Genomic DNA, 23,195 nt, shown 5'->3' on the forward strand with positions numbered 1-23,195 from the left:
CCTCCGGTGAGGCGCATCACTTTACCACCAAAAAACAGAGAAATATTTCTCTAGAAAAACTTACCGCTATTCATCCCATACCTAAAGGACGTCCAGCTGCTACGCAGCTGAACTTATGGGATTTCTAGCGGATTTTCTTAAGGTTTACTTCTTCTGAACAAACCAAGCAATCAATAAAGTGAGGAAAAATCCTTCAAACACAACACCGATAAAAGAGATGATCATCTGCATTTCTGTGCTAAAAACAACAGCCATAACTTCTTCTGCCGCAGTTATTTCTTCAGTCGTTGCGTTCATTTCCACCAATCGTTCTCTTTCAAACGCGATCCCTTCTTCAACCCATTCGGGATGAATAACACTGTTGTACAAACCCATAAACAATGAAATAATGAGCGCGCTAAGAAGAACCATCATCATGCCTGCTTTGACAAGTTGCCAATAGGTGATGGACAAATTCTCCATTCGTTTTGCGAACAAGCCAGAATACAAACCAAGAATAGGGATGATGACAGAAAGATAACCAGTAAATTCTCCAATATCCTTTCTCGTTGTGTGAAAGCCGAGAAGAAATTCAACAAGCACCCAGAGAGAAACCCCTAAACCAATAATAAGACCATACCGAAGTTCTGGTTTCATCGTTTCAATAAATGTGGGAAGCTTCATAAGAAATTGTAATAGTGCAGAGTTTAAATTGTTTTGGTTTATAGAGTATATTTTTTATGTTCATAGAATTGTATATGTCACACAAATATTTATTACTTTTGCTAATGTTATTCGAATAAGAAACTACTTTATTTTGCTAAGAATTGCACGTCCTAATTGTTCTGTTGCCGCGCAAACATAATCATATTTTCCATCAAAATCAAATGATCTTGCAGCATATGATTGTCCTTTACTATCAACAACAAAACCACCTGCTTCTTGTATGAGTAAATATCCTGCGCCAAATTCATGTCCCTTGCCACCGCTGTTGACAAAAGCATCAATACACCCATTACTAACTGCCGCAAAATGATATCCAGAAGAACCCGCGTCTTTTACCCACGCCGCTTCAACGAGTGCTGCAATAACTGCGGGTTGGTCTCGCATAGCATAAAGATCCAAACGAACACCTGTTTTTCGCGTCAATGCTATTTCTCCTGAAGTAAAACAGCGTTGAAAATCTGACCACTCTCTTTTCTTAAAATAACATCCTTCTCCGCGAACAGCAAGCCATACATGTCCAGATGTATGTTCTTGCATCACTGCAACAAGCGCATTTCTAAAAAGAGGTTGTGGATTATCATAGACAAAAATAATTGTAGTATAAGGCATCACACTTTCACTTCGCCGCCAATTTTCTGTGCCATCAATGTCATCGAGACCTATAAGAAATTTTGGAGATGAAGAAAAATTCTGTCTTCCTAACTCCTCCGTGTACATGACCGCTGGAATTTGTGCGTTTCTGAAATGATCAACAAGTGCATGAGAAACCGCGACATCCGCAGAAGTGGCAGTATTGACCGCGTCACCATTATCCACTTCTTCTTTTCCTGCATCAGCAAGGTTCTTAATAGTACTATTAGCAATAACTAATCCCTGCAAACAAAGTTTCTTTATTCTTTCTGTTGTCCATTCATTTTTTGTCATTTTTTCACACCAGGAACAAGAAAAAAAGAAAAGAAAAAAATCAAAAACTAAAATCCTTCATCATCATCCATCGCTTCAGCGCGTGCTTTCTCTGCGCCACCGCTCTGGTCTTCTGTGTCTCGTCTAATAACCTTAACAGCGTCCAATTTGACAGTGATTGGAATTGGAACAGCTGCTTCAAGCAATTCAACAACACATTCTTCTTTTGTTTTGTCGATTCGCGTAATTTTTGCTTTTTCACGTTTGAATGGACCGCTAATCAGTTCAACAATGTCGCCTTTCTCAATATTGATGACTTGTTTGACAGATTCAAGCATGTGTTCAATTTCTTTGTATTGAATTTCACTTGGCAAAATGCCTCGCGCGTACGGAACGTTAAAGCACGCCTGTTCCGCGTCAGAGCGCGAAGCGGCTTCCATAAAAATGTAGCCGCGCATCCCGTGAGGACGAACAATAGAATACACATGCATTCCTTTTTTAGTTACATTGTTCGCGATGAAGTCCATAACTTGGTCTTCTCTGTTCGCAGTGGTTCGAAGTGCGAAAATGTGCACGCTTGCTTCTGGTTTTGCTGCTTCAGGAGCATCATTTTTTTCAACAACAACATCTTTATTTTCCATAACTTCCATTTTACTCATAGTATTTCACCTAAATATTTAATTTTTCACCATCATTTGAAAAACATTAATTCAATCATTTGCACTGCGAAACCAAGGAGTCCGATAAGCAGGATTCCTAAGCCAGAGATTTTGACAACAGTAAGATATTCTTCTTTTGTTGGTTTTTTTGTGACAGTAAGTACACGCTTGTACTCTAAAATCCACATTTTTATTTTATGCGTCCAACCTGTGCTTGTGTGCGTTTGTGTTCCAACGCCATCTTGATTTTCTTCCATTGTTCAAACCTCATACAGTTATGATAATACCTTAATGGACAAACTCAATGCCCAAATCATTTTCCATTTCTTTGCGGCCTTTTTCTGCTGCTTTGTGTGTCTTCCCAAAAATCTGCGAAGACTTGACGCCGGTCACAATCAACATAGTTCGAATGATATTTTTCAGATCCTCTGAAATTTGCGCGCCCCAGATAATGCGAGCGTCTGGATCGAGCTTTTCAGAGACCGTCTCAACAATCTTTCGTGCCTCTTCCAGCGTCATGTCTGGACCACCGGAAACATTGATCAATGCTCCATTTGCGCCAGAGATGTCCACGTCAAGCAAAGGATTGTGAATTGCTTTTTCGACAGCTTCAACAGCTCTATTATCGCTGTCACTTTCGCCGACACCAATAAGCGCGACACCGCCGTTGCCCATGACCGTGCGGATGTCCGCAAAGTCAAGGTTGACCAGTCCTGCTTTGGTAACAAGTTCTGCGATCCCTTTGACCGCGTTGGTCAAAATTTCGTCAGCAACTTTGAACGCGGTGTGCAACGGCAAGTCAGGAGCAAGCTCAAGTAACTTTTCGTTGGGAATAACGATTAATGTATCCACATTTTCTTCAAGTTTTTCAAGCCCGAGTAACGCGTTTTCATATCGTCGTTTTCCTTCCATTGCGAAAGGCATCGTGACAATGCCAACAGTGAGGGCGCCTAATTTTTTCGCGATTTCCGCGACAACAGGAGCTGAACCAGTTCCTGTTCCACCGCCCAAACCGCAAGTGATGAACACCATATCAGCGCCAGTAAGTTTTTCTTTGATTTCATGCTCGCTTTCAACTGCGGCTTCTTCGCCGACGCGAGGCATGGATCCTGCGCCAAGGCCTTTGGTAAGTTCCTTGCCGATGAGGATCTTTTTGTCAGCGGTTGTGTAGAGGAGGTCTTGCGCGTCTGTGTTGATCGCGATAGTTTCCGCGCCTTCAATACCAACCTCAGTGACTCTGTTGATCGTGTTATTGCCGCCACCGCCGCAGCCAATAACTTTAATGGTTGCGCGTTGTCTTGTGAGGAGCTCCTCAAGTTCAGCGTCAATGTTCATGATTTCTTGTGATGAGGGTGATTTTGGTGTTCCCAATGTTTTTGGGTTGTACGTTGATTGCACGTGTGGAATAACAGACGCAGCGGGTTTTTGTGTCTGTGGAGCAACTGGCTGTGGTTGTTGTTGTGCAGGCTGTGCTGCTGGTTGTTGCGCAGGTTGCTGCGCCACGCTCTCCGTTGATGTAATCTGAAATGCTGTAGTTTCTGTTATCCCGTCCATTGTTATCCCTCTTTTTTTGCCAAAGGCAAAGGTTTTTGCTCATTTTTGAGCAACTCTCTTTTTTTGCACCTTTGGACTATAAAATATTTTCTTTGTTTTGGACTGTTTTTATTCTTTTTTCGCTTGATCTTGTTTCTTTTCGAGGTAGTGAATTTCCGCGAGTTCAGGAACGCATTCCTTGATTTTTTCAGTCATTTTTGCTGCGAGTTCATCTGGAAGCTTGAACATCAGCGTAATTGATGCGTTGTTGTCTTTGACATCAACAGTAGTAATCAATTGCGCTCCCAAAAGCATAGTCGCCATTGCTTGGACTTTTTGCTTAGTGTCTGTAACTGCTTTGGTAACTTTGACAGTATATTTTAGATTTTTTCCTGCGCAAGGATGGTTGAAATCAACAAGCGTTCGTCCACCAGTAACTGTCTTGATAAGTCCGATAGTATTATCGATGTTCACTTGTAATCCTGGAACAGGATTGACACCATGCTTCTTGAATTTCTGTGTCGCGATAAGTTGAAGGAGGTCTGCTCGTTTTTTGCCAAACCCTTCTTCTGGAATAAGATCAACAGTGTATTCTTTTCCAAGTTCTTTGCCCACGAGGAATTTGTCAATGCCTTTGAGAACATGACCTTGCCCAATGCAAATAATCATTGGTTTGTATTCTGTCTTTGGATTGAAAATGCCAGCTGCTTTTGCGTCGCTTTGGCTTGTGGTATCGAAAACAATATTGCTGTCTGTGATTTTTCCAGTATATTCAATTTCAACAAAATCTTTTTCTTTGATGGTCATCATAATCCCTCGCTATAATTTAAGCTCTCATACTTCGTCAAACTACCTCACGATGAGTTCCGTCGAAGAAGTAAAGAATAAGAGAAGTTATTTGGAGGATGTTTTTAAATGTTGTGGAAATTTTTACTTTTTCACAAACGCAATAACCTTCTCCGCAACTTCAGAAGGGCTCATCTTAGTTGTGTCAAGAACAAGATCATATTTCTTAAAGTCAAGATAATCTATCCCATATTTTTCTTTATAGCGCTCTCGCTCCAAAGTCTGACGTTTTTTGATATTTTCAATGGTTTTTTTGAGAGAAGGATTATCTTCAACGAGCCGTTGATCATTATAGATTCGTTCAGCGCGAACTTTAATGTCCGCGGACAAGAAAACCTTAATGCTGGAAGGAATAAAATGAAACCCCAGACGAGAGTCAAGAACAAATCCTTCGTCTTTTTTTTTCTCTAATTTCTTCTGCCAGTCGTCGAGTTCCTTATCTATAGAAGGATCTGTTTCGCCAATTTTGTTGAGTTCAATAATCGTCACGCCGCGTGCAGCAGCCATCGTGCGCATGTAATCTCCTGTAGAATGTCGTTTCAGTTTTAGTTTGTTCGCGATAATGTCCGCGACAGTGCTTTTGCCAGAGCCAGCTTCGCCAGAGATAGTGATGCGAATAGGTTTTTGGTTGGTCGTATTTTTTGCAGCCATAGAGAATAAAAGAAGGAAGTTCTATATTAATGTTGCTCAAAACTGTTCAGAACATTCTCCAGGGCATCATGCTCATGAAGAAAGTAATGCCAAACAGTAATCCGATGAAAAACAACAGCAAATAAAACAACGCCATAAAAACAAACTGCAAGAGCCACGCGAGGAATGCTTTAAACCATTTCAGTCGGAAAACTTCGTGATAAATCCAGAGCATGAGGATAAATGCGAGTATTCCGCCAAAGAAAGACCATGAACGTAAAACAGAATACAACACACCAGTGACCAAATTTACTAAAACAACGTTGAGGAATGATGTTTTGCCGCCAAGGAAGTCAACAGCAAAATACAAAGGAATCGCTGCAAGAATGAAGATAAGGATGTCGAAGAGGATATTGTTGAAGAACATAATATCAAGATCATAATTCTTTTGTTTAAATATTTTTAGATCATAAAATAAATAGAAGAAAAGAAGACACTCGACTAACGCTCGCGTCTCTGCACACAAGGTCGAACAATTCTTGTGAGACCTTGTGTGTCTTCTTAGAAACAAAAACAACAACATGGTCATCGTGAACTCCTTCAACAATAAAACAACAAAGGGAGTTTACGTATTATGGGAAGAAGTAACAGGATAATGAAGCATTTTAATCAAAACAGATTTCTTCCCATATAGACGGAGCAAAATTTGCGTCGCAAATTTTGTGAAGTAGGACAAGCTTTTTGGCACAGCGATTAGTCGAAAAGCCAAAAAGTTGACCGTCTGTGCCATTGTTGTTGTTGTTTTTGTTATATCTAAAAAAAACTATCCAAATTCCTTCTTTTGTACCTTCCAAGAAACAAATAAGATAATAAATAGAAACAATTATAAAGGTGTTTTTGTTTTTTGATGGAAACAAATACATTATATGAGGAGTGATGACATGGGTAGAATTAAAACAATGCCGATTAAAAGAGCGACAAACCAGTTAGTGAAAGCGTATCCGACCGCGTTCAAGAAAAGTTTTGCGGAAAATAAGGAACTTGTTTCAAAATATTTGGACACAAAATCCAAAAAAATCAGAAACACTGTTGCGGGATATGTAACACGAATCATGCAAAAAAGCACAGAGTAAATAGAAGACTATTTTTTTGATTCCTTTCATTTTTCAACATTGACTGTTAAAAAAAGAGGTGGCGTAGATGACAGGTGATAACTCTATTTTTATAGGCAACAAGCCGTTTATGAATTATGTAACCAGTATCGTGATGCAGTTCACCACAAAGGAAGCTTCTGAAGTGATTGTCAAAGCACGAGGAAAATTCATATCCCGAGCAGTGGATGTTTCTGAAGTCGCGACAAAACGTTTTCTCACAGACCAAATTGATGTCAAGGCAATTAACATTGGCAGTGAAGGCTTTGAAAATGAAGAAGGGAAAAATATCAGAGTCTCGACAATAGAAATAGTGCTGACAAAAAGAGATGGTACAGAGGGAGATTCTCAAAATAGAGCTGAAGAAACACTTCAGGAATAGAATGATTTCTAAAATTTTATAAAGATCGAAGAAGTGACAATTCTGTGATAGAGTAAAATACTATACTATCGATATTGAAAACAGGAGGGATTGAGTATGAAAAAATTATTATTTGTGTTAGGTATATTGGTTGCCGCGCTTGTTATCGCGGGCTGTGGCAGTGAAACAACAGAAACTGCTGAAGGAGAAACAACAGAAGAAACAGCGCCAGCAGAAGTTGTCGCAGAACAGCCTGCTGTTGAAGAGACTGGAGATGAAGCAGTTGTCGAAGAAGCAACTGAAAGCGCTGAGGAAGCAGCTGCTGAAGAAGAAGCGACCGAAACAGAAACAACAGAGGAAACTACAACAGAAGAAGTAGTAGCTGAAGAAACAACAGAAGCTGCGTATGAAGGCGCGTCACAAGCAGGCTGTACAGACAGTGATGGCGGTAAAAATTATGAACTTGCGGGAAACATAGTTGATGCACGAGGCGTCACAGACTTTGACCGATGCAGTGAAAATGAAAATTACCCTGGACGATTATATGAAAGCTACTGTGAAGAAGATGGAAGCCATGGAAGAGAAACGTATGACTGCCCATCAGACAAATGTTCCGCAGGAGCATGTGTCGCTGCTGAAGAAGCTACAGAATAAGCTATTTTATTTTTCTTTTTTACTTTTATTTTTTAGTTTTGTTTTCTTTCATTTGATTTTCTGAGCAAATATTTAAAAACAGACTCTAATTAACCACTGCATGGTAGTTGTAGAATCGTTGAAAAGCACTATTGCTCGAGAAAGAATTGGTTCACTAATACAAATAGATACGCTTGATAATGCAATAAGAGACCTTCTAGAAGCACCAAATTTTGAAGAAGGAAGATTTACATACAAAGGCAATTCTTTTTATTGGGATTTTGAGTGGGAGTTTGATCGAAATGCAGTACTTCCAGAAGCACTACGTAATATTAATGAAAGACGCGCAAAAGTAAGAGAAGGAAATAGAGATGCGATGAAAGATCTTTCTGAAGAATATTTTAATGCGTATAATGAGACGAGGATCAGTGAATTCATTTTTGCGTATTTTGCAGAGAAAGAGAAAGCACCAAAATATGAAGCAATTGTAGAAGAAGCAGTGGTCAATGCAATTGAGCATGGTTCATTATACGGTGAGAATGGTCCTGTTAAGGTTCGTATGTATGGTGGTGAGAGAGGAATTCTCACTATTGTTGAGGATAAAGGAAACGGAACAATTCTAAGTAATCTCTCTCCAGAAGAAATTACCATTATGACTGGCAAAAAACAAGAATCAAGAGGTCATGGAAAAGCTCTTTATTCTATGAATAATACTTTTGTAGGGTCAGAACGGGTAAGAGATAGTTTTCAAGTGATCCTATTGTATTTAGTTTAGCTCTTTTTGATCAGCGACAACAAAATATTAAAAGGAGCGTAGAGATCAAACAAATAGTATTGGGCCTGTAGCATAGCTTGGATAGTGCGGCCGGCTTCGGACCGGCTGACCGGGGTTCAAATCCTCGCAGGCTCATTTATTGTTATAAAAGAATAAGACAGAACTGTGCTGCTGAGCGTAAGCGAAGCGCACAGAGGTTGATAAGGAAAGCATTTCCTTATGTGAGAAGCCTCGCAGGCTCATTTATTGTCACATACACTCTAACACGCACCAGCGCATCCATTAATCACTCCGCAAGACCTTGTCTGTCTACGCAATCTATTTTTTATTAAAATATAAAAAATATATGAAGAGTGATTTTGTGTTTGTTAAGCGATTATAAACTAAATTGGCGAATCAAATGAAACTCAAAACACTCATAACAGCTCCTGCGTACTTTAACAAAGAAGCAGTGCAAGCATTTCAACAGTTCAGTGAAGTGACCGTCAAACAATATTCTTCTGAAGACCTCCTCAAACACATCGCAGAATATCATATTCTCGCAATCCGCGTCGATACAACAGTAGACAAGCATCTCTTAGACGCAGCGACAAATCTCAAAGTCATCGCGACAGCAACAACAGGAACAGACCACATTGACATCGAATACGCGAAAAAGAAAGGAATTGAAGTCATTGCGTTGCAGGGCGCAAACACGATTGCGACAGCGGAACACACCCTTGCGCTTCTTCTCACACTCATCAGAAAAATTCCAGCAGCGCACGCGTCATTACTCAGAGGAGAATGGAATCGGCCAGCGTACATGGGCACAGAAATTTCTGGAAAAAAGCTTGGTGTTGTCGGCTTTGGCAGAATTGGACGAGACATCGCAGCACGAGCACGAGCGTTTGGCATGGAAATTCTCGCCTACGATCCATATCTGAAGCCAGAAGATTTCGTACAGCATCATGCAACACAAAAAGACATGAATACGTTATTGAAAGAAGCGGATGTCATCACGCTGCACGTTCTGCTCACCCCAGAAACAAAAGGTATGATGAACAAAGAAAAACTTGCGCTGCTCAAACCAAACGCGATTCTACTCAACTGCTCACGAGGAGAAGTCGTTGTGGAAAAAGACCTTGTTGAAGCGTTGGAACAAAAAAAGATCGCGGGGACGGCGTTAGACGTTTTCCCTGAAGAACCACTCAAACAGACAAGCTTTCTCATAAGATACGCAAAAACGCATGACAATCTTATTATCACCCCACACATCGCGGGTTCAACACATGAAGCAATTCATCAAGCAGGATTGTACGCCGCAGCAAAAACAAAAGAGTTTCTGAAGGTATAAAATGGAAAAGCACCCCCTCGATAAAGGATCATTCTGGATAATTGTCGTTACTGCTGTTCTCTTTCTCAGCGCCTCGCTTTATGATTTTTATGTGCTCCACTGGACATTGTATGAAGCAAAAAAATGGTATTATGCAGGAGTTATTTTATTTATCGCGGGATATGCGCTGAGATTGACCTCAAGAATACTGTTACATAAGCAATTCAGTGTTTTTGTCGCGCTGCAAAAAGAACACAAACTCATCACCACAGGAATCTACAAGTATGTCCGTCATCCAATTTACACTGCGGGGATTATTTCATTTGTCGGATTTATTCTCATCACAAACAGTTTTCTTGGACTCGTAACTGGACTTCTTCTGGTGTTTCCAGCATTATTGTATCGCATTCATGTCGAAGAACAAACACTCATTGCGCATTTTGGAGACGAATATGTGGAATACAAGAAAAAAGTAAAAGCGCTAATTCCGTGGATAATATAAAGGGAAAACAATGAAGTACATCATCGAACATCTGGATCCAGAAATTTACGAATGGTGCATGGTAGAATACACGCACATTTCTGAAATTGTTGGAAAAGAACAGCTGATCTTTACCAACATCAAAAAAGCAGAAGACAAAAAGAAGTTAGAACTGCTTGGAAACGTAGAAGAAAAATCTGTCAAAGAGCTTCATCTAAAAAAAGTCTGCATTCTCGATCCTGCTGCGTCAAAGACATTGGAATCAAAGGATAAGCAAACATTTGATTATTTAGTGTTTGGCGGCATTCTTGGCGACTGGCCACCGCAGCAAAGAACAAAGAAAGAGCTCAGCGAAAAGATGGACGCGGAGCGCAGAAATCTTGGCGAAGAGCAGATGAGCACCAATACCGCAGTGTACGTCGCAAAAAAGATCATGGATGGAAAGAAATTTTCAGAGTTTGAATTTATTGAAGAACTCGTTATTCCCATTGAAGAAGGAGAAGAGATTTCATTGCCATTTAGATTTGTTGTAGAACAGGGAAAACCTGTGCTTGCGAAAGGATATGTTGAGTTTGTAAAGAATCAGGATGTGTTCTAATAATCGATTGGACTTTTTATTCCAGCTATATTTCTTTTTGAAACATGCGTGTAGATTTGTGTTGTCCGTAAACTGCTATGTCCGAGAAGGTCTTGAATGTAGCGAATATCAGTTCCTTGATCGAGCAAATGCGTCGCAAAGCTGTGGCGAAGCATGTGCGGGGTGACGTTCATGAGGATTTTCGCTTTTTGTGCTGCCTGAGCGACAATAAGTTGTGCGCTCTTTATGGTGAGTTTTCCATTTCTTCCGGTGAAAATGTATGTGGAATTATTTTGTTTGTCTAACACAAATTGGAAGAGTTCTTTTTTTGTTGTTTCCGCCAACAACGTGATTCTATCTTTTTTTCCTTTTCCCTGATTGACGCGAATGATGTTGTTGTCTAAATCAATGTCTTTCCATTGTAACGCGAGACATTCGCTGATTCGTAATCCACCAGAATATAAGAACAGCAAAAGGAGTTTGTGTTTTTTATTGGTTGTTTGTTCGATCATTGCCATGACTTGTGGTTTTGACAGGACTTTTGGCAATTTTTGTTCTCTTTTTGGTATTATGATGTTTGTTAAGTCTAATTCTCGTTTGAGGACGTGTTGAAAGAAGAAGAGAAGTGCAGCACCATTGAGGCGAACAGTAGCGGTGTAATAGTTTTTGTTTATCAACGTGAGAAGATAGTTTTCGATGTCTGTTTTGGTGATAGATTCTGGTGTTTTATTGACTGTTTTGAAGAATTGACTGATGAAGTAGGAGTAGACTTTGATAGTTTTAGGGCTGTATCCTTTCAGGGTGAGTTTGTCTGTGAGTTGTTGGGTGTAGTGTTGGTCGAGCATAGTGCTGTTTTTGTTTTCATGATATTTAAACCCAACTGCTTTTTTGTTTACAAAATGTAAAGTATTTACTCAATTAGATAAACTTTTCTTGTGAAAAGTTCATCTAATAGGTGTTAAACGAAATAGAATTTTCACTTTAAAGAAAAAATTGGTAACCTTGAAAAAACAAACCTTTATTAAATCTGTTAATTTAAATAACATTATGAAATGGCTTACAAGAAAAAATGGAATTATACTATGTGCAATTGGGATAGCAATCTTTCTACTTAACTTCCTAACCTATAGTTTATGGGAAATTGATATTGATATTCTTGGTGCAATGATTTTTGTTCTTGGCGTAGTAATCGTAATAGCTTGCGGACCTACAATGAAAAATTCCTCTAAACTGTTAACAAGAAAAAACGGTGTAAGGTTATGCGTAATTACCATGATAATAACAGCATTACTCGCATATTCACCTATTCCATATCTTAACGGAGATATTACTGGTTTCTTAGGTTTAACAGTGTTTGTTTTAGGTCTAATTATTATAGCTGTAAGATGGAAATATTAAGGTTACCGACTCTTAAATATTGTTGCTTCGCAATTATTGATAAAAGTGAAAATTCTACTCACTCCGCTTCGCTGCGTGCCACGCTGCGCTCTCGTTCCGCTACGCTCCACTCGGGTCGTTTAACAAGGGATATACGGTTCGGGGCTCGGCTCGCCCCTCACCCAAATTTTTCTTCCGCTACGCTACAGAAAAACTTCGTATATCCCTGACGTTATATTCAATCGTCGTGTAGATTTATTACGAGGGGGTTTCCGCCTTTAGTCCTATCGGACATTTAGCCTTTTTTTATGAAAAAGAAATTTAATGGGGGGATTTCCTAAGTCCTGCGGACATTTTGTCTCACTTCGTGAAAAATTATATTACTCCGCCACCACTTTCAAATTTTTTGAATAACCATACAAAGAAAGCAATTAAACCAATAATTCCTGCAATACTGCCTGCAAGAAAATAACCATTTGTCAAAATGCTTATTGAATTTTCTGCACTTTCAAGTGTTTCTTTGGCTTGTTCATTTTGTCCTAATGGGCTTTCTTTCAGTTCACTGATAACTAAAAGAAGAACAATCACTACAAAAACAAGTACAATTGTTCCAATTATGCCTTTTACATCTAAAAGATTTTCAAGCGGGTTACTCATTTAGCATCTCAACAATTTCTTAAAAATATAGTCTAAGAATTTTTCCCTCTTATCTTCATGTGTTAAAATCGCTGTCAAATTGTAATAGTGTTGAATAGTTTTATCGCTCTTTACCCTGCCTTCTACCTCAGAAGTTATACAGCTTGCTACAAAAATTGTAATAACCTTTGCATTATGTCTTAATGCTTCCTCAAATGACTTTTTGGCCGCACCATAACGCTCCAAAGCTCCAGCAGGATCAGTACCTCCCTTAACCTCGATAACTGCTATTGTAGAACCATCCTTATCCAATATTGAAACATCTGGCTCGCTGGAAAATAGAACAGAACGCTTGTTTTTCAAAGTAAAACCCTTAAACTCTCTGACTCTATCCAATTGTTCTTTTATCTTTCCATCATCAAATCGTTCAACTCCTGAATGATTGTCTCTAAGCAGAAAAGCTGTAAGTTGCGACCTATCAATCGCTTCTTTTATTAGTAATTTTTGCACTACTTTTTCTGCTTCATCGCCTATGGCATTTCTCCATGAACCATCTATTTGAGCACCAGTCGAAGCAAACAACAGCCCTTTAATATGGTCGTTGTTAAAACCTTCAAGCGCACTCTCAATTATCAAAGAAATGTGCTCGTTGAATAATTTGGACAACTGAACAGCCTGAGTTTCTGTCAAATCATTCTTATCGCCATTCTCAAATCTTATCGGGTGCACTCCACTAAGATAACTTACCGATTTTTGAGACAATGCCGCAACATTTCTATAATAGGCTATTAAAAGAGGATGCTCTCTCAATAATCGAGGATGAGCAAAAACCTGAATCAAACTTAAACCTGATTTATTAATCTGCTCAAAAGCTTCTTTTGTTATTCCCCATTCATTGTATTTTGCCCAGTCATAATCCTTTGAGATCGGTATAAGTTTTTGAATTGTTTCTGGAAATTCATAAGTATTATACTCGTTAAGCTTTCTATAAAAGAATGTTGATCGAAGCCGGTAATTAATCCTGTGTGCTTCAATCAATAATTGTTTTCTTTCATCTGTTGCCATTTTATTTCTCCCAAACATAAACACATTTTCTTACTTCCTGTCTTCCATGTTTACCCATTTGCTGACTGCTATTACCTTTACCGTTCTGGAGTTTATATATCTTGCCAACTTTTAGACCAAACTCTTTGGCAAATTCAGATAAGATTAAATCAACAGGGATGACCTCGCCAGCATATCTTACATTATCATTTACATAATATATTTTCCCACCTTTTTTCAATGCTCTGGCCATTTCCATAATAACAAATGCGTGCTCGTAAAAATAATTTTTTACCATTCTATATATACCGGGATTATTGAGTTTTTTTTCTTCTTTATGTTTTTCAAGAATTTCTAAAACTTCCTGCAATGCTTTGTTTTTATTAAATACCTTTTCTGCCTTTACAAAATCTAATCCCCTGTTATTCTGCTCGTAGATATTCTTTAAAAAATCAATCTTGTCTTTATTTTCAACTGTTGCAGATAACAAACTTTGCCTTAAATTTCTAATACCATCTTCACCAAGTCCAAGATAAACTAATTCTAAAGCATAAGTCCTTGTATAATCATACCTATTGCAATATGGTGGCGAAGAGATAACTAAACTAAAAGAATCATTATTTATTTTTGGCAATACTTCAAGACACGAGCCAGAGTGCAATTTAATCTCTGCATTACTTCTATTTTTTGTATTGAAAGTTTTCATATTTCTTAGATCGCTCAGAATTTGATTGAGTTGAGCAAATAATGCTTCCTCAAAACCGAGAATCTTACCCTTATCAAAGCTTGTTTTTCCTTTTTTTGCTCGATAGTCCCATCTTAGATATTGGCCATCTTTTCTTGTATAACTTATTTTCTCTAATATACTAAAACAAGCGAAACTTAGAATCTGTTTTAGCTGAGCATCTTTTAGAGTTTGGAGGTAATTCAAGAATCCATTTAATTTCCTTTCAGTATTTTTTGGAAATGCTTTTTCAGTTATTCTAACGTGCTTAAATGAGTTTTCTGGATTAGTGGGGTATTTTTCAAAATCTATTTTTCTCAATTCTTTTATATCCTTTGAAAGCTTGTCAACATCATAATTTTCTAATAGGAGTTTTGATTTTAAGATAAAGTCCCCCACAGGCATAATTTCAATTCCAACTGAATCAAAACCATTTTCTTTAGCACTCAATAATGTGGTACAAGAACCAGCAAACGGATCAAAAATTTTCCCCCCTTTGATTTGTGATTCTTTGATAAAAAGTTTAATCATATCTGATGAGAATCCTTCCTTGAAGCTAAACCAATTGTAAATAGGAATTCTCTTATTTGCTTGAAAACTAACCAGTTGGCGATTTAGTGCTTGATTTACCTCTATTAAATTTGCATATTTGCTCTCTAATTCTAAACGATTTGAATTAGTCATTTTCCTTATCACCATTTTCTAAATCTTTTTTCATAAAATCTTCAATTTTTCGTGATAAGACGACAAAGTTCTTTTTACAATATTCTTTGTATTTATCATAGATATCTTCATCAACACTTAAAGCAATAGTTTTTCTCCCCATATGATTTCATATAAACTCATATATTTATAAATCTTACGCACACTTGTCCAGTGAAAACCTTCTTTTTGAAAAAGAAGCAAAATAACGGAAATCCCCCTATCTTCTTTTTTTAGAAAAAAGAAGCAAAAAACGGCGGCGGAAACCCCCATAAAAAACAATAGACACGACGACTTTGATTTTTTGCCTTCGGCATCGTTGCACTAAAAATCAATCCCTATCGGGAGAATATAACAGGCATTAACCGACTCCGAAACCTTGCAGGTTTCTTCGTCCAAATCGGCTTCGCCGACTTCGGTTAATGCCGATGTTAGTTTCAATTGGCGAGCGAGCTAATATTAAGAGAAAAAGATTAAAATTAATTGGCAGGGTGTCTTTAGATTTTATCTACTTGCATATTCTTTGAGAACTTCAACTACTTGATCTCCAACAACTGCTGGCGTGTCATTTTCCAAATCAACTCCACCGTAAATTTGTTTCTTATTATATCTAAAAAGTTTAGCTGTATCAGGTTTTGTCGGATCTTCAAAAACTAGAATTTCCATTCCCTCATCTTTTGTCCATTGATAAAAAAATGGTCTTGGACCTTTAATTAATGGACTCATACTTGTTGGTTCTCTTTCACTATGAGCAAAATTTGCTCCATCATACGCTAAGTGTTCTAAGTTTACTGTACTTCCGTTCATTCGATTCACCACACAAACGAGTAATAAGTCAATCTTTTTAAATCTTTCGGTAATTTACTATTTAACAATAGATACAAAGACCCCCTGCCTTGAAGATTTTTTAACGCTCGCTCGCCAACTTTTCGGACGAAATTTTCCCACACTACGTATGGGAAAAGAAACTAACAGGAATTTAACGGTTCGCACGGTCGGCTTCGCCTAAAACGCCAAGCGTTTTCCCCTGCTCTCCCAAATTTATTTTTCGAGGTCGGAATTTTGTGGGTTGCCTCAAAATTCCTCCGCTCTGAAAAATAAACTTCGTTAAATTCCGATGTTTCGTTCAATTTTCCCTTTTGCCGGGCGTTATTTGTTGGAAATACCCCGTTGCTTGCAACGGTTGGGTTACCGCTTTTTTATCATTAGGGGTATTTCCAACATTAAAAATCCCAACACTCGTCTCTCTTAATACCCCGCCCCTTGGGGCGATTGGAATTTTTATTTTCTAAACGACGGGTTTCGTTTAACCACGCCAATGCGCAAAGGGTGCGCATAACGCGTTGGGTTAACAATAATTGCAGTGCAATTATTGGAATTAATAATTTACAAATTATTAATATGTTTCGAATATACCACTGGTTTAGTAACCAGTGGACAAGTCCACCTTCGTTTTTTGAAGGTGCTATATTCGTAACATGCTCAAGAACCACCGAGATCATGCCACCGATCTATAGCGACCGAAGGGAGCGGTGATCGGTGGTTCTTGACAAACGACATTTTGGCGGCGCGAAGAATGAGAATCACAAATTTCCGATTGCAGCTAATAATTTCTTATGTCCTTTAATGAGTTTTTCAAACTTTTGAATCTCATCAATAACAAATTGATATCGTTCTTTATCTTTTGAAGTCTTTAATTTCTCCATGTTTCAACCACTCTTTGATTTCATCAATAGTATAAAAATTTTCTCGTATTCTGGTTTATTTTATACCAATTTTTGGTTTATTTTGTACCGAAAAATTTAAATAGTATTGGTATAAATAATACCAAATGGCAAGTATCGCATTACATAAAAAGCACATAAAAGAACATATAGAAGAAATTAATGAAGCAATAGACAAAGGTATAGAAAAAAGACCCGCTACAATAGGTTTTCATACGAGTGCATGTTCTACTGAACTGCTTGAACTGTATCTTCATAAAAAGAATATAATTACAACTGGAAAGACCGTTAAGCATAATTGGTTCGAGCGTCCAAAAGCAGAACAAAAAATAAAGCCGCTTATTGAGAGAAAACTTGACGTTGATTTTCCTTCCAAGAAAGATATTTATGATCTTATCTACCGCATAGAAGAAAATAGGGATAATCTTATCTATGGAAATTCAAAAACTGAGCAAATAGAGCTCGTTCTCAAAACATTTATGCAATTAAAGGAACGCATGATCAAAGAGTTAAAGGAATTAGGTGAGGATATTGAGTAGACAAGATCTCATTGCACTTTGCTATGTGTATGTTAGCTACCTCTTTAGAGAAAAGATAGAAGATAAAATAAGTGCAATCTATCTTTTTGGTTCAGTTGCGCGCGGGGATTTTGATAAAGACAGTGACATAGATATTTTTATTGATATAAAGAAAATGGATGAGGCAGCTATAAAAAGAGTAAGTGAGAGTGCTTTGAAAAAACTATATGCAATAGAAGGAAAAAAATGGGAATTGAAAGGCATTACTAATCCACTGAGAGTAAAAGTAGGTTCTCTTGATGAATGGGACTTAAAGGAAAGCATTGAGCGAGAAGGACTTATTATTTTTGGTCAAAGTACGGGCAGTGGAATGAAAAAATATCTTCTTTTTTCTTTTGTTCCAAGTAAAGAACCAAAAAAGAGGGCTCGTGTTCTCAGAAAACTGTTTGGAAGAATAGAAAAAGAATACATTGACCAAGGAGTAGTCCAAAAACAGAATGGAAAGATTTTATCACCAAGAGTTTTTATTGTTCCTGCTCTTGCGCTCAAAGAAATAACACAATTTCTTGCAAACGAAAGAGTAGAATATAAATTTGAAGAAATATGGAAATGACATAATTACCCTCTTGAAAAAAAGAGGATGTGTTCTTATTGATGCAGCGTCGTCTCCTCAGTTCGCATCCGAATAATATCCTTGAAAGGCGCGTCCTTGTATACGTCAAGTATATTCTTTCCAACAGGATATGTTTCATAGCCAAGAATCCAAGGATAGACTTTCGCAATCTCTTCACAAAGATGAAACACATCCCATCGATACGATTCATGTCCTTCTGGAGTGGATCGCGTATAAATCATGTACTGCACTTGATCAAGATCCATGTTCATGCGCAAAGTCGTCAAGCAAGCCATCGGAATAATGTACTGCGCTTGATAAGGAAATTTCTTTCTGATTTTCTTTTCCGCGTCATGGGTTCGTTCCATCGCGTCCTTGAACACCTGCAACGCGTCTGGCCCCATTTCCAAAACATCGTGCGGAATAGAATAACCCATATCAAGCGTGTAATTCATTTCGCAGCGTTGGTTTTTCTGGTGTCTGCGAAGATCGCGAATAGCGCCAACGTCTGATGTCCATTCAACACAAACATTCACCATTTGGAATGCCGCGTCAACCCATTCATCATACCTCGTTCGTTTTGCGACAAGTCGCTTGAGCATCTCCATTTTCTCTTGCATTGTTTTATGCTGCAATAATTTTTGGGCGTCAGTAAACGCGATAGAGTTTGTATTCGAAAGAACGTGTGCAAGCACAAGTTCCAGCGCGCCAGGATGATGATAGAGCAGCTTCAATTGTTTTTTGCCAGGAAGCGTATGCGCGTCAGCGGAAAAAGAACCATGGTAACGATAATATTTATCTCCATAGTATGGATTATTATCTGTATGTTTCAACAGAGAAGGAAGTGTCTGCCCACCAGCGCTTTCAATCATCGCTGCGGCATTCCTTATTTCAGCAAGCGGATGTTCTTTCCATGCGGCAATGTCAAACTCAGTAGAGCGCGCGTCAAGAATCCACGCGAAATTCGTCGGCATTGCTTGTGGTAAACAATAACGCGCAAGATCAAACGCTTTTGCAGCGATTTCGCGGTCATATTTTCGCGCCAAAAACGCGTCGCTTTTTTGTTTATCGCTATCAGATTGTTTCTGTTTCCATGTATCAAAAGGAAATTTTCGTTTGTAATGCAATTTTCCATGCTCAATAAAATAATTATATGTCTTAATCAGCATCTCAATGGTTTCGCAATACAACTGGCTAAACGCAGAATTCATGATGTCCGGATCTTTGTACCATTGGCAGCTGTTGAAATCAACATAGCGAGTGGACATTTCAATAAAAAAAGCGAGTTGATCAAACGCAAGCTGCCGCGCGACAAGCTGGCTTTGACCAATGCCAACATAGCCCTGCCAAACAACGTTTGCGATGCTTTTATGTCCGTATTTGCCATACCATCGACTGAAAAAATCACGAGATTTCTCCATGCCTGATTTCAAGACCTGACTCGATGTTTTATAGTCAGAGTTCAAAAACACTTTCAGATTTTCTTCTCGTTGTTTGATCCGAACTTCTTCTGGGAGTTCTGGATCTTCTGTTAATGTTCCTTTAATAAAATCAAGAATATGATCACGAAAGTCTTTAGGGTTTCTGCTGAAATAACTTCCCAACGCGCCAAACATTTCAGGAGGAATATCTTTGACAGCGTAAATAGGGGCGTCAACAGAAGTAACAAACCGTAAAAGTGCTTCTCGTTCTTCAGGAGTATATGCCATGAGAAAAAGCAATTTTGCCCGCTTTAAATGTTTAATTATTTACGCTCATTTCTTCTTTGGAATAGTGCACGCGATTTTACAACTGTTGCAATCCCCCGACCAAGCTCCTTTCATCGTTGAACAGCGATTTTGCATCTGTTGACAGGTTGCTTTTTGTGATGGCCCGCACACAGTCATTGCTTTGACAGCCTGCCCAATTAAGGACTCATCATCAAGAGAAACGCCTGTAAGCGACAGGTCATTGCCATGAAGAAAGAGCACCAGAAGTCCAAGTATTGCGACAAATCCGACAAAGGTCATCAAAAGAACATCTTTCTGCGCTTTCGTCATAATATGCTGTTTTTGCCGCTTGAAGTATATAATTCTTTGGTTTAGAATCTTATTCTCGATAACTCACTTCAACGCCATTCTCAAAGGGAAGATAACTGCTCTTATATTTCCCAGAATGCCGAACATGTTCTAAGTATGCAAGAATTTTATCATTTTTTTTATGTTCTTTGACAACCGCGTTATCAGCAACAATAATTGTTCCTTTAGTAACACATCCATTCTTTTCTAGAATCTGAAGTTGTTCAAGATAATGTTCTTTTCCGCCATCTAAGAAAACAAAATCAAAAGGCGCTTTCATATCTTTGAGAAGCGCGGCTGCGTCTCCTTGAAGAAGCGTTATGTTATTCAGTTTTGCTTGTGTAAAATGCTCTTGCGCGATTTTTGCGCGTTCTGCGTGAATTTCAATAGTCTTTACTTTGCCCCCATATTCCGCAGCGGCAGTTGCAAGCCAAATTGTCGAAAAACCAATCGAAGTACCTATTTCCAGAATGAATTTTGGTTTTGCGATAGAAACGAGAAGATGAAGAAATTGTCCTTCGTCAAAAGGAACACACCAGCATTTGTCATGATTTTTTTGCGCGTAGGAGTCGATGGATTTCAAGAGAGTGAGTATTTCCGGTTTCATGAATGAAAGTTTTCTTTAGAGATTTATAATTGTATCTTTAGTTTTAGAAGAAATAAAATATAGCGCAGAAAACAACAACACTGGCACAGACGGTCGTGCTCACAAGTTCGCACGCCCTACTTCACAAACCACAACCCTAGCCTTCACTTCGTTCAGGCATAGGAACGTGGTTCGCTCCGTCTGGCCATGTTGTTTTCTGCAACACGCACATTTATAGTAAAATAATCGCCTGACAGTCCTTGAGAATCCCCAAATATTTTTGTTTATTTTTTAAAAATGAAATAAAAAAAACAGAAAGTATGTGGTGTGGCAATAAAAAGAGAACTACGACAATCCCTGATAATGCAAACCATCATTTCGTTCAATTTTCCCATCTGCGGTCTCATTCAGAACACGAACAATTTCCCATGTGCTATGCAATCGTCCACGAGGATCAGTCATGATAAATGCCATTGGTTTATCGCCACCTGCGAGTTTTGAGTAGGTACTGCTTTCACTTCGCTTCTTCTCAAGTTCTTCGTTTTTCTGCGCAGCGCCATAATCATCTTGTTGATACGTTGCTTTATAGACATTTGATACCTGCACGCCAGCTTCATTTTGATACCGTGCAAGCCCTGTATAATTTCCTTGTGCTGCGGTGTATGCCTGTTGCATCATCTCGTTTGCGTATAAACGTTTGATGCGATCCGCAAGAGCGACAATCGCGTCCTTGCTTTCTTTTTTTGTTTCTGTTTCAGAATCACCAGTAATAGTTTCGAGGGTCTCTTCCCCATCCTTTCCTTGAGTACCCTCTTTCTTTTCTTTTTTCAGTGCATCAACGAGTAAAGATAATAACGGAACAGAAACAGTAGGATCGTGCTGAAGAGAATTATGTTGCGGTTTGTCTTCTTTTTTAGCTTGGATTTCTTTTGCTTGGTCTTCTTTTGCAGTTTGCTCTTTTACTTCCAACTTTTTTTCAAGAAGCGCGGACTGCTGATTCATGACTTTTCTCGCTTCCTGGAGAAGACGTTCATTTTCTGCTTGTTGTTTAAGAAAGATACCCACAACCATGTTTTTCAGGATACAAGCTTTTTCGAAGGTTTATATAGTTTGTGAACGAAGAGAACAAACTATTACAAAAGATGAACAGAACTGTTACAAAATCTATATAAACAACCTTACATTTATTCTTACTCATGTCCAAACCTGAACAAAACAACAAAGGCATCACTGTCAAAAAAGAAGAAAATATGCCAGAATGGTATGAACAAGTCCTTCTCAAAAGCGAAATGGCGGAACATGCGCCAATAAAAGGATGCATGGTCATTAGACCAGGAGCCTACGCGATCTGGCAGGCGATCCAAGATTATTTCAATCCCGTGATGGCAAAGTACGGCGTCAAAAACGCGTACTTCCCAATGTTCATTCCAGAATCCTTTTTTCAGCGGGAAGCGACGCACGCGAAAGGATTCAAAGCAGAAGTCGCGTGGGTAGAAGCGAGAGGAGAAGACAAACAACGGTACGCGATCCGACCAACATCTGAAACAATTATGTACGATACATTTTCACACTGGATCAGAAGCTGGAGGGATCTTCCATTAAAAATAAACCAATGGTGTAATATCTGTAGATGGGAAGTGCAAGACTGCAAACTCTTTTTGAGATCGAGAGAATTCCTATGGCAAGAAGGCCATTGTGTCTATGAAACAGAACAGGAATGCGATAAAGAAGCAAAAGAGTATCTCAATGAATACAAAAAACTTTGCGAAGAACTCCTCGCAATCCCTGTTGTGACAGGAAGAAAAACAGAGAAAGAAAAATTCGCGGGCGCAAAGACAACCTATACTATTGAAACACTCATGCCAGATGGCAAAGCGCTCCAATGCGGAACATCGCATAATTTAGGACAAGGGTTTGCGAAAGCGTTCAACATCAGTTTCAAGAATAAAGAAATGAAAGACGAATTGCCATGGCAAGGATCATGGGGAATTTCTACACGCTTAATCGGCGCGATAGTGATGATGCACAGCGATGATAAAGGATTGGTGCTTCCCCCAAAGATCACGGCAACACAAGTAGTCATTGTTCCAATTCTTTTCGAAGACAGCAAAGAAAAAGTGTTGAAAGCAGCAGAAAAGATTGTTCATGATTTAGAAAAAGAAGGGATCAAAGTCAAACTAGATGACAGAACAGAATATTCTCCTGGTTGGAAATTCAATGAGTGGGAAATGAAAGGAGTTCCACTCCGAATTGAAATAGGGCCAAAAGATTTGGAAAAAAAGCACTGCATTGTCGCGCATAGACATACAGGAAAGAAAGAGATTGTTCAACTCACTGATATCAAGAAAGAAATTCCAAAAGCGTTAGAAAACATGCAAGCGGAATTGTTTACAAAAGCAGAAAAGCATCTGAAAGAGAATACCGGCCACGCGACAAACTGGGATGAGTTTGTCAAAGCAATCAAAAACAAAAAATGGGTTAAAGTGTATTTCCATGAAGACGAACAAGCGGAATTAGAAATAAAAGAAAAAACATCCGGTGTCACGAGCAGATGCATTCCATTAGACAGTCCTGTTCCAAAAGGGAAAAAATGTTTCTATTCGGGCAAAGACGCGACGATTGAAGTTCTTTTTGCGAGGAATTATTGA

At 38.6% G+C, this 23,195-nt stretch carries 29 protein-coding genes and 1 tRNA gene; 12 read left to right on the forward strand and 18 right to left on the reverse strand.

The window, feature by feature from the left end; all coding sequences use genetic code 11:
- Positions 1 to 144: 144 nt before the first annotated feature.
- From HZC31_05485 to HZC31_05520, 8 genes are all read right to left on the reverse strand, one after another.
- A complete protein-coding gene (locus tag HZC31_05485) occupies positions 145 to 663 on the reverse strand; it encodes a DUF4199 domain-containing protein (protein MBI5002815.1) in 519 nt (172 codons plus the stop codon).
- A 123-nt stretch (positions 664 to 786) separates the two neighbouring features.
- On the reverse strand, positions 787 to 1,629 hold the full coding sequence (locus tag HZC31_05490; GenBank protein ID MBI5002816.1) for a hypothetical protein: 843 nt from the start codon (positions 1,627 to 1,629) through the stop codon (positions 787 to 789).
- 47 nt (positions 1,630 to 1,676) lie between these two features.
- Positions 1,677 to 2,267, reverse strand: a complete 591-nt coding sequence (locus HZC31_05495) for a transcription elongation factor Spt5 (GenBank protein MBI5002817.1) — start codon at positions 2,265 to 2,267, stop codon at positions 1,677 to 1,679.
- 32 nt (positions 2,268 to 2,299) lie between these two features.
- Positions 2,300 to 2,524, reverse strand: coding sequence for a protein translocase SEC61 complex subunit gamma (locus tag HZC31_05500; protein ID MBI5002818.1), 225 nt, complete (start codon positions 2,522 to 2,524; stop codon positions 2,300 to 2,302).
- Between the two features lie 31 nt (positions 2,525 to 2,555).
- A complete protein-coding gene (gene ftsZ / locus HZC31_05505; GenBank protein ID MBI5002819.1) occupies positions 2,556 to 3,602 on the reverse strand; it encodes a cell division protein FtsZ in 1,047 nt (348 codons plus the stop codon).
- 327 nt (positions 3,603 to 3,929) lie between these two features.
- Positions 3,930 to 4,607 (reverse strand): peptidylprolyl isomerase, encoded by a 678-nt coding sequence (locus tag HZC31_05510; protein MBI5002820.1) that lies wholly within the window; start codon positions 4,605 to 4,607, stop codon positions 3,930 to 3,932.
- A gap of 123 nt (positions 4,608 to 4,730) precedes the next feature.
- Complete coding sequence (locus tag HZC31_05515; protein ID MBI5002821.1) at positions 4,731 to 5,297, reverse strand: (d)CMP kinase; 567 nt, start codon at positions 5,295 to 5,297, stop codon at positions 4,731 to 4,733.
- Positions 5,298 to 5,343: 46 nt separating this feature from the next.
- Complete coding sequence (locus HZC31_05520) at positions 5,344 to 5,703, reverse strand: hypothetical protein (GenBank protein ID MBI5002822.1); 360 nt, start codon at positions 5,701 to 5,703, stop codon at positions 5,344 to 5,346.
- Positions 5,704 to 6,217: 514 nt separating this feature from the next.
- Between HZC31_05520 and HZC31_05525 the strand changes: the two genes are divergently transcribed.
- The 8 genes from HZC31_05525 to HZC31_05560 all read left to right on the forward strand — a co-directional run bounded on the left by HZC31_05525 (position 6,218) and on the right by HZC31_05560 (position 10,587).
- Entirely contained in the window at positions 6,218 to 6,409 is a 192-nt protein-coding gene (locus HZC31_05525) for a 30S ribosomal protein S17e (protein ID MBI5002823.1), read from the forward strand.
- Positions 6,410 to 6,476: 67 nt separating this feature from the next.
- The gene (gene albA, locus HZC31_05530) at positions 6,477 to 6,809 is read left to right on the forward strand and encodes a DNA-binding protein Alba (GenBank protein MBI5002824.1); all 333 of its coding nucleotides are present in this window, start codon (positions 6,477 to 6,479) and stop codon (positions 6,807 to 6,809) included.
- A 96-nt stretch (positions 6,810 to 6,905) separates the two neighbouring features.
- Entirely contained in the window at positions 6,906 to 7,442 is a 537-nt protein-coding gene (locus HZC31_05535; GenBank protein ID MBI5002825.1) for a hypothetical protein, read from the forward strand.
- A gap of 100 nt (positions 7,443 to 7,542) precedes the next feature.
- Positions 7,543 to 8,196: an ATP-binding protein gene (locus HZC31_05540; GenBank protein ID MBI5002826.1), complete on the forward strand. Its 654-nt coding sequence runs from the start codon at positions 7,543 to 7,545 to the stop codon at positions 8,194 to 8,196.
- A 61-nt stretch (positions 8,197 to 8,257) separates the two neighbouring features.
- Positions 8,258 to 8,331, forward strand: a tRNA-Arg gene (locus HZC31_05545).
- Between the two features lie 265 nt (positions 8,332 to 8,596).
- Positions 8,597 to 9,529, forward strand: coding sequence for a hydroxyacid dehydrogenase (locus HZC31_05550; protein ID MBI5002827.1), 933 nt, complete (start codon positions 8,597 to 8,599; stop codon positions 9,527 to 9,529).
- A gap of 1 nt (position 9,530) precedes the next feature.
- Entirely contained in the window at positions 9,531 to 10,010 is a 480-nt protein-coding gene (locus tag HZC31_05555) for an isoprenylcysteine carboxylmethyltransferase family protein (protein ID MBI5002828.1), read from the forward strand.
- Between the two features lie 10 nt (positions 10,011 to 10,020).
- Positions 10,021 to 10,587, forward strand: coding sequence for a hypothetical protein (locus HZC31_05560; protein ID MBI5002829.1), 567 nt, complete (start codon positions 10,021 to 10,023; stop codon positions 10,585 to 10,587).
- On the opposite strand, the gene HZC31_05565 is transcribed toward HZC31_05560, so the two are convergent.
- Positions 10,584 to 11,411 carry a tyrosine-type recombinase/integrase gene (locus tag HZC31_05565; GenBank protein ID MBI5002830.1) on the reverse strand — a complete coding sequence of 276 codons (828 nt, stop codon included), beginning with the start codon at positions 11,409 to 11,411 and terminating at the stop codon, positions 10,584 to 10,586. The genes HZC31_05560 and HZC31_05565 overlap by 4 nt on opposite strands.
- Positions 11,412 to 11,613: 202 nt before the next feature.
- Between HZC31_05565 and HZC31_05570 the strand changes: the two genes are divergently transcribed.
- Entirely contained in the window at positions 11,614 to 11,964 is a 351-nt protein-coding gene (locus tag HZC31_05570; protein ID MBI5002831.1) for a hypothetical protein, read from the forward strand.
- A gap of 354 nt (positions 11,965 to 12,318) precedes the next feature.
- Here HZC31_05570 and HZC31_05575 read toward each other — a convergent pair whose 3' ends face one another.
- From HZC31_05575 to HZC31_05595, 5 genes are all read right to left on the reverse strand, one after another.
- Entirely contained in the window at positions 12,319 to 12,600 is a 282-nt protein-coding gene (locus HZC31_05575; protein ID MBI5002832.1) for a hypothetical protein, read from the reverse strand.
- On the reverse strand, positions 12,601 to 13,644 hold the full coding sequence (locus HZC31_05580) for an XcyI family restriction endonuclease (protein MBI5002833.1): 1,044 nt from the start codon (positions 13,642 to 13,644) through the stop codon (positions 12,601 to 12,603). It abuts the gene before it with no gap.
- Between the two features lies 1 nt (position 13,645).
- Positions 13,646 to 15,031 carry a hypothetical protein gene (locus HZC31_05585; protein ID MBI5002834.1) on the reverse strand — a complete coding sequence of 462 codons (1,386 nt, stop codon included), beginning with the start codon at positions 15,029 to 15,031 and terminating at the stop codon, positions 13,646 to 13,648.
- Positions 15,024 to 15,173 (reverse strand): hypothetical protein, encoded by a 150-nt coding sequence (locus HZC31_05590; GenBank protein ID MBI5002835.1) that lies wholly within the window; start codon positions 15,171 to 15,173, stop codon positions 15,024 to 15,026. Before HZC31_05590 ends, HZC31_05585 begins: the two co-directional genes overlap by 8 nt.
- 380 nt (positions 15,174 to 15,553) lie before the next feature.
- Positions 15,554 to 15,856, reverse strand: coding sequence for a hypothetical protein (locus HZC31_05595; GenBank protein MBI5002836.1), 303 nt, complete (start codon positions 15,854 to 15,856; stop codon positions 15,554 to 15,556).
- 1,024 nt (positions 15,857 to 16,880) lie between these two features.
- Between HZC31_05595 and HZC31_05600 the strand changes: the two genes are divergently transcribed.
- Together HZC31_05600 and HZC31_05605 are read left to right on the forward strand one after the other, a co-directional pair.
- On the forward strand, positions 16,881 to 17,312 hold the full coding sequence (locus HZC31_05600) for a hypothetical protein (GenBank protein ID MBI5002837.1): 432 nt from the start codon (positions 16,881 to 16,883) through the stop codon (positions 17,310 to 17,312).
- Positions 17,305 to 17,904, forward strand: a complete 600-nt coding sequence (locus HZC31_05605) for a nucleotidyltransferase domain-containing protein (protein ID MBI5002838.1) — start codon at positions 17,305 to 17,307, stop codon at positions 17,902 to 17,904. Before HZC31_05600 ends, HZC31_05605 begins: the two co-directional genes overlap by 8 nt.
- Before the next feature lie 35 nt (positions 17,905 to 17,939).
- On the opposite strand, the gene HZC31_05610 is transcribed toward HZC31_05605, so the two are convergent.
- The 4 genes from HZC31_05610 to HZC31_05625 form a co-directional block, all read right to left on the reverse strand.
- Positions 17,940 to 19,613: an FAD-dependent thymidylate synthase gene (locus tag HZC31_05610; GenBank protein MBI5002839.1), complete on the reverse strand. Its 1,674-nt coding sequence runs from the start codon at positions 19,611 to 19,613 to the stop codon at positions 17,940 to 17,942.
- A gap of 45 nt (positions 19,614 to 19,658) precedes the next feature.
- Positions 19,659 to 19,943 (reverse strand): hypothetical protein, encoded by a 285-nt coding sequence (locus tag HZC31_05615; GenBank protein MBI5002840.1) that lies wholly within the window; start codon positions 19,941 to 19,943, stop codon positions 19,659 to 19,661.
- A gap of 49 nt (positions 19,944 to 19,992) precedes the next feature.
- Entirely contained in the window at positions 19,993 to 20,568 is a 576-nt protein-coding gene (locus HZC31_05620; protein ID MBI5002841.1) for a class I SAM-dependent methyltransferase, read from the reverse strand.
- 324 nt (positions 20,569 to 20,892) lie between these two features.
- Entirely contained in the window at positions 20,893 to 21,618 is a 726-nt protein-coding gene (locus HZC31_05625; GenBank protein MBI5002842.1) for a hypothetical protein, read from the reverse strand.
- Positions 21,619 to 21,743: 125 nt separating this feature from the next.
- Here HZC31_05625 and HZC31_05630 point away from each other — a divergent pair, with 125 nt between their 5' ends.
- A complete protein-coding gene (locus HZC31_05630; GenBank protein ID MBI5002843.1) occupies positions 21,744 to 23,195 on the forward strand; it encodes a proline--tRNA ligase in 1,452 nt (483 codons plus the stop codon).

It is taken from the genome of Candidatus Woesearchaeota archaeon (assembly GCA_016214075.1).
Taxonomy (GTDB): domain Archaea; phylum Nanobdellota; class Nanobdellia; order Woesearchaeales; family DSVV01; genus JACRPI01.

Bases quoted from the DNA above. Each gene is read 5' to 3' on its own strand.
- HZC31_05495 (MBI5002817.1), bottom strand. From the start codon at position 2,267: ATGAGTAAAATGGAAGTTATGGAAAATAAAGATGTTGTTGTTGAAAAA.
- ftsZ (MBI5002819.1), bottom strand. From the start codon at position 3,602: ATGAACATTGACGCTGAACTTGAGGAGCTCCTCACAAGACAACGCGCA.
- HZC31_05625 (MBI5002842.1), bottom strand. From the start codon at position 21,618: ATGGTTGTGGGTATCTTTCTTAAACAACAAGCAGAAAATGAACGTCTT.
- HZC31_05555 (MBI5002828.1), top strand. From the start codon at position 9,531: ATGGAAAAGCACCCCCTCGATAAAGGATCATTCTGGATAATTGTCGTT.
- HZC31_05570 (MBI5002831.1), top strand. From the start codon at position 11,614: ATGAAATGGCTTACAAGAAAAAATGGAATTATACTATGTGCAATTGGG.
- HZC31_05630 (MBI5002843.1), top strand. From the start codon at position 21,744: ATGTCCAAACCTGAACAAAACAACAAAGGCATCACTGTCAAAAAAGAA.
- HZC31_05565 (MBI5002830.1), bottom strand. From the start codon at position 11,411: ATGCTCGACCAACACTACACCCAACAACTCACAGACAAACTCACCCTG.
- HZC31_05510 (MBI5002820.1), bottom strand. From the start codon at position 4,607: ATGACCATCAAAGAAAAAGATTTTGTTGAAATTGAATATACTGGAAAA.
- HZC31_05585 (MBI5002834.1), bottom strand. From the start codon at position 15,031: ATGACTAATTCAAATCGTTTAGAATTAGAGAGCAAATATGCAAATTTA.
- HZC31_05590 (MBI5002835.1), bottom strand. From the start codon at position 15,173: ATGGGGAGAAAAACTATTGCTTTAAGTGTTGATGAAGATATCTATGAT.
- HZC31_05610 (MBI5002839.1), bottom strand. From the start codon at position 19,613: ATGGCATATACTCCTGAAGAACGAGAAGCACTTTTACGGTTTGTTACT.
- HZC31_05540 (MBI5002826.1), top strand. From the start codon at position 7,543: ATGGTAGTTGTAGAATCGTTGAAAAGCACTATTGCTCGAGAAAGAATT.
- HZC31_05485 (MBI5002815.1), bottom strand. From the start codon at position 663: ATGAAGCTTCCCACATTTATTGAAACGATGAAACCAGAACTTCGGTAT.
- HZC31_05525 (MBI5002823.1), top strand. From the start codon at position 6,218: ATGGGTAGAATTAAAACAATGCCGATTAAAAGAGCGACAAACCAGTTA.
- HZC31_05580 (MBI5002833.1), bottom strand. From the start codon at position 13,644: ATGGCAACAGATGAAAGAAAACAATTATTGATTGAAGCACACAGGATT.
- HZC31_05520 (MBI5002822.1), bottom strand. From the start codon at position 5,703: ATGTTCTTCAACAATATCCTCTTCGACATCCTTATCTTCATTCTTGCA.
- HZC31_05595 (MBI5002836.1), bottom strand. From the start codon at position 15,856: ATGAACGGAAGTACAGTAAACTTAGAACACTTAGCGTATGATGGAGCA.
- HZC31_05620 (MBI5002841.1), bottom strand. From the start codon at position 20,568: ATGAAACCGGAAATACTCACTCTCTTGAAATCCATCGACTCCTACGCG.
- HZC31_05560 (MBI5002829.1), top strand. From the start codon at position 10,021: ATGAAGTACATCATCGAACATCTGGATCCAGAAATTTACGAATGGTGC.
- HZC31_05490 (MBI5002816.1), bottom strand. From the start codon at position 1,629: ATGACAAAAAATGAATGGACAACAGAAAGAATAAAGAAACTTTGTTTG.
- HZC31_05550 (MBI5002827.1), top strand. From the start codon at position 8,597: ATGAAACTCAAAACACTCATAACAGCTCCTGCGTACTTTAACAAAGAA.
- HZC31_05575 (MBI5002832.1), bottom strand. From the start codon at position 12,600: ATGAGTAACCCGCTTGAAAATCTTTTAGATGTAAAAGGCATAATTGGA.
- HZC31_05600 (MBI5002837.1), top strand. From the start codon at position 16,881: ATGGCAAGTATCGCATTACATAAAAAGCACATAAAAGAACATATAGAA.
- albA (MBI5002824.1), top strand. From the start codon at position 6,477: ATGACAGGTGATAACTCTATTTTTATAGGCAACAAGCCGTTTATGAAT.
- HZC31_05500 (MBI5002818.1), bottom strand. From the start codon at position 2,524: ATGGAAGAAAATCAAGATGGCGTTGGAACACAAACGCACACAAGCACA.
- HZC31_05615 (MBI5002840.1), bottom strand. From the start codon at position 19,943: ATGACGAAAGCGCAGAAAGATGTTCTTTTGATGACCTTTGTCGGATTT.
- HZC31_05535 (MBI5002825.1), top strand. From the start codon at position 6,906: ATGAAAAAATTATTATTTGTGTTAGGTATATTGGTTGCCGCGCTTGTT.
- HZC31_05515 (MBI5002821.1), bottom strand. From the start codon at position 5,297: ATGGCTGCAAAAAATACGACCAACCAAAAACCTATTCGCATCACTATC.